Source organism: Streptomyces sp. WAC 04229 (assembly GCF_003947455.1).
GTDB lineage: Bacteria > Actinomycetota > Actinomycetes > Streptomycetales > Streptomycetaceae > Streptomyces.
On record NZ_QHJH01000332.1, the window covers coordinates 1 to 3,965 of the forward strand.

A 3,965-nucleotide genomic window follows, 5' to 3' on the forward strand; every position below is an offset into this window, starting at 1 on the left:
GGCGGGAGGGGACCGCCGGCCGGACCGGGGAGGAGTCCGGCGGCTGGTGCTGCTGGGCGCCGTGCTGGTCCTGCTCCTCCTCGGCGGCGCGGGCCCCGCGTCCGCCCACGCCGCCCTCGGCTCCACCGACCCCGGCGACGGAACCGTCCTCCAGCGGGCCCCCCGCCACGTCACCCTGACCTTCAGCGAGTCCGTCGGCCTGCGCGACGACTCCTTCCGCGTCCTCGACCCCGGCGGCCACCGGGTGCGCACGGGGGAGGCCGGCCACGCCGACGGCCGCTCCGACACCGCCCGCGTCGGCCTGCCCGCCGAGCTGGGGGAGGGCACCTACACCGTGGCCTGGCGGGTGGTGTCGGCCGACAGCCACCCCATATCCGGCGCCTTCACCTTCTCGGTCGGGCAGCCCTCCACGACGACCGCGGCGGTGGACACGGGCCCCGCCGAGGACCCCCTGACCGCCATCCTCAACAAAGCCGCCCGCTACCTCTCCTACCTCGCCGCCGCCCTGCTCATCGGGGTCGCCGCCTTCGTCGTCCTGTGCCGCCCGCCGGACGTCTCCGCACTGCGCCGCCCCCTGGTCGCGGGCTGGTGGACGCTGCTGGGCGCGACGCTCGCCCTGCTGGTGCTGCGCGCCCCGTACGAGGCGGGCACGGGACCGGCGGACGCCCTGGACGCGGGCGCGCTCGCCGACACCCTCACGACCCGCCCCGGCGTACTGCTGCTGGCCAGGCTGGTGCTGCTCGCGCCGGTGGCCCTGTTCCTGGTGCGCGCGGCCCGTGCGCACCAGGAACAGGGCCACCGGGAGCACCGCCCGGTGACCGCCGCCGTGGGCGCCGTACTCGCCCTCGCCCTCGCGTCGACCTGGGCCGCCGCCGAGCACGCCTCCGCCGGCCTCCAGGTGCCGCTCGCGGTGACGTCCTTCGTGCTGCACCTGCTGGCCACGGCGGTCTGGCTCGGCGGCCTCGTCGCCCTGCTCGTCACCCTGCGCGCGGCCCCGGACGCCGCCACGGTCGGGCGCTTCTCGCGCGTCGCCCTGGTCTCCGTGACCGTCCTGGTCGCCACCGGCGTCTACCAGTCCTGGCGCGGCCTCGGCTCCTGGCAGGCGCTCACCGGGACGACGTACGGCAGGCTGCTGCTCGCCAAGGTGGCCCTGGTGACCGTACTGCTGGCCGCGGCGGCCGTGTCCCGGCGCTGGACGGCCGCGCTGGCGACGGCGCGGACGCCGGTACGGCAGCGGGAGCGCGAGTGGGTACCGGAACCGGTCCCGGCCGGCGGCCCGCCCATTCCGGAGCCGGAGCCCGCCGAACCTGCTCCGCCCGCCCCCGACGACACGTCCACCGCCGCGGACGGCCTCCGCCGCGGACTGCGCCGCTCCGTCCTGGCCGAGGCGGTCGTCGCCGCCGTCGTCCTGGTGGTCACGACCGTGCTCACCAGCACCCTCCCGGGCCGGGCGGCGGACGAGGCGGCGCGGGCCGTGCCGGCCGGCGGGGTGCTGCCCGCCTCCGTCACCACGATCCCCTTCGAGGTCGGCGGCTCCGGCCGCGGCACGGTCCAGATCACCCTGGACCCCGGCCGCACCGGCGACAACGCCGTCCAGGCCGTGGTCTTCGGCCCCGACGGCGCCCTGGCCGCCGTACCCGAACTCCGCCTCTCCTTCACCCTCCCCGACAAGGACGTCGGCCCCATCGAAGCGCGGCTCGTCGACCGGGGCGGCTACTGGAGCGCCAACACCATCACCCTGCCCCTCCCCGGCACCTGGACCATGCGCACGACGGTCCGCGTCTCGGAGATCGACCAGGTGAGCGCGGAGCGGCGGATCCGGATCGAACGGTGACGAGCGGCCGGCCCGGGTGGCCGGCCACCAACGTCGAAGGGCCCCACCGCGAACGGTGGGGCCCTTCGACTTCGTGCCCGGTGAGGCACTGGCGGAGGATACGAGATTCGAACTCGTGAGGGGTTGCCCCCAACACGCTTTCCAAGCGTGCGCCCTAGGCCTCTAGGCGAATCCTCCGCCGAGAACATTACATGACGTCGAGGAGTGCTTGCGAACTCGTTCTGAGCGCCCCACATCGGGTAACGTGTGGCCCAGCCCCTCACGCGGCGCTATCTGACTGAACTCCCCCAGGGCCGGAAGGCAGCAAGGGTAGGTTGGCTCTGGCGGGTGCGTGGGGGGCGTTCGCGTTCGCGGGCGATCCGGTTGTCGGTGGACGCCTATAACCTCGTATGCGTGTCGTCTCTCGCGCTCTACCGCCGTTACCGCCCGGAGTCCTTCGCCGAGGTCATCGGGCAGGGGCATGTCACCGACCCGCTGCAGCAGGCGCTGCGGAACAACCGGGTCAATCACGCGTACCTGTTCAGCGGTCCGCGCGGATGCGGCAAGACGACCAGCGCCCGGATCCTGGCCCGCTGTCTGAACTGCGAGCAGGGCCCCACCCCGACCCCCTGCGGCGAGTGCCAGTCGTGCCAGGACCTCGCGAGGAACGGGCCGGGGTCCATCGACGTCATCGAGATCGACGCCGCCTCGCACGGAGGCGTGGACGACGCCCGCGACCTGCGCGAGAAGGCCTTCTTCGGGCCCGCCCGGAGCCGGTACAAGATCTACATCATCGACGAGGCCCACATGGTCTCCCCGCAGGGCTTCAACGCCCTGCTGAAGGTCGTCGAGGAGCCCCCGGAGCACCTCAAGTTCATCTTCGCGACCACCGAGCCCGAAAAGGTCATCGGGACCATCCGGTCGCGCACCCACCACTACCCCTTCCGCCTCGTGCCGCCCGGCACCCTGCGCGACTACCTCGCCGAGGTCTGCGGCAAGGAGCAGATCGCGGTCGCGGACGGGGTGCTGCCGCTGGTCGTCCGGGCCGGCGCGGGGTCCGTCCGTGACTCGATGTCCGTCATGGACCAGCTCCTCGCGGGCGCCGGCGCCGACGGTGTGACGTACGACATGACGACCGCCCTGCTCGGCTACACGGACGGCTCGCTGCTCGACTCCGTCGTCGAGGCGTTCGTCACAGGGGACGGCTCGGCCGCCTTCGGGGTCGTGGACCGGATCATCGAGGGCGGCAACGACCCGCGGCGCTTCGTCACCGACCTGCTGGAGCGCCTGCGCGACCTGGTGATCCTCGCCGCCGTGCCCGACGCGGCGGAGAAGGGGCTCATCGACGCCCCCGCCGACGTCATCGAGCGGATGCAGGCGCAGGCGAGGTCCTTCGGCGCCGCCGAGCTGAGCCGCGCCGCCGACATCGTCAACGAGGGGCTCACCGAGATGCGCGGCGCCCAGTCGCCGCGTCTCCAGCTGGAGCTGATCTGCGCGCGCGTGCTGCTGCCCGCCGCGTACGGCGACGAGCGGTCGGTGATGGCGCGCCTGGACCGGATCGAGCGCGGTGTGCAGTTCTCCGGGGGCGCGGGCGCTCCTGCCATGGGGTACGTGCCGGGGCCCGAGGCGCACAGTGGTGGCGGGGGCGCCGCCGCTCCGGTGGCGCCGGGCGGCGGGCCCGCGGCGGCCCGGGCGGCCGTACGGGCACCGGGTGGCGCGGCGGCTCCGGCGACCGGTCCCGGTCCCGGGGAGGGCGAAGGCGGCGGCTCCCACGGTGGTGGGCAGCAGCCTCATGCGGCACCGGCACCCGCTCCCGCCGCCGAACCCCCGGCTCCGGCTCCAACCTCTAATCCCACTCCCACTCCCACTCCCGCCCCTGCCGCCGAGCCCGGTCCCGCCTCCACCCCGGGTGCCTGGCCGACCGCCGCACCCGCCGGTGGCGGGCGACGGCCGGGAGGGTGGCCCACGGCGGCACCGGCGGGGGGGGGGCCGCCCCCCCCCCCCGCCCCCCCCCCGCCCCCCCCCCCCGCCCCCCCCCCCCCCCCGCCCCCCCCCGCCGGCCCCCCCCCCCCCCCCCCCCCCCCCCCCCGCGGTGGGTGCTCTCCCCCCCAGCCCCGCCGTCCACACACCCGACGCTCCGGACGACCATGCC

General features: G+C 75.5%; 2 protein-coding genes, 1 tRNA gene and 1 other RNA gene. 3 read left to right on the forward strand and 1 reads right to left on the reverse strand.

Going from position 1 to position 3,965, the window contains the following annotated elements:
- Positions 1–46 precede the first annotated feature (46 nt).
- Positions 47–1,834, forward strand: a complete 1,788-nt coding sequence (locus DMH12_RS37610) for a copper resistance CopC/CopD family protein (RefSeq protein ID WP_125495752.1) — start codon at positions 47–49, stop codon at positions 1,832–1,834.
- Positions 1,835–1,923: 89 nt separating this feature from the next.
- On the opposite strand, the gene DMH12_RS37615 is transcribed toward DMH12_RS37610, so the two are convergent.
- A tRNA-Ser gene (locus tag DMH12_RS37615) sits at positions 1,924–2,011 on the reverse strand.
- 74 nt (positions 2,012–2,085) lie between these two features.
- Here DMH12_RS37615 and ffs point away from each other — a divergent pair.
- Positions 2,086–2,180, forward strand: an RNA gene (gene ffs / locus DMH12_RS37620) — signal recognition particle sRNA small type.
- A 47-nt stretch (positions 2,181–2,227) separates the two neighbouring features.
- Positions 2,228–3,965: DNA polymerase III subunit gamma and tau (locus DMH12_RS37625; protein ID WP_125495753.1), on the forward strand; the 1,738-nt coding region annotated here is incomplete at its 3' end.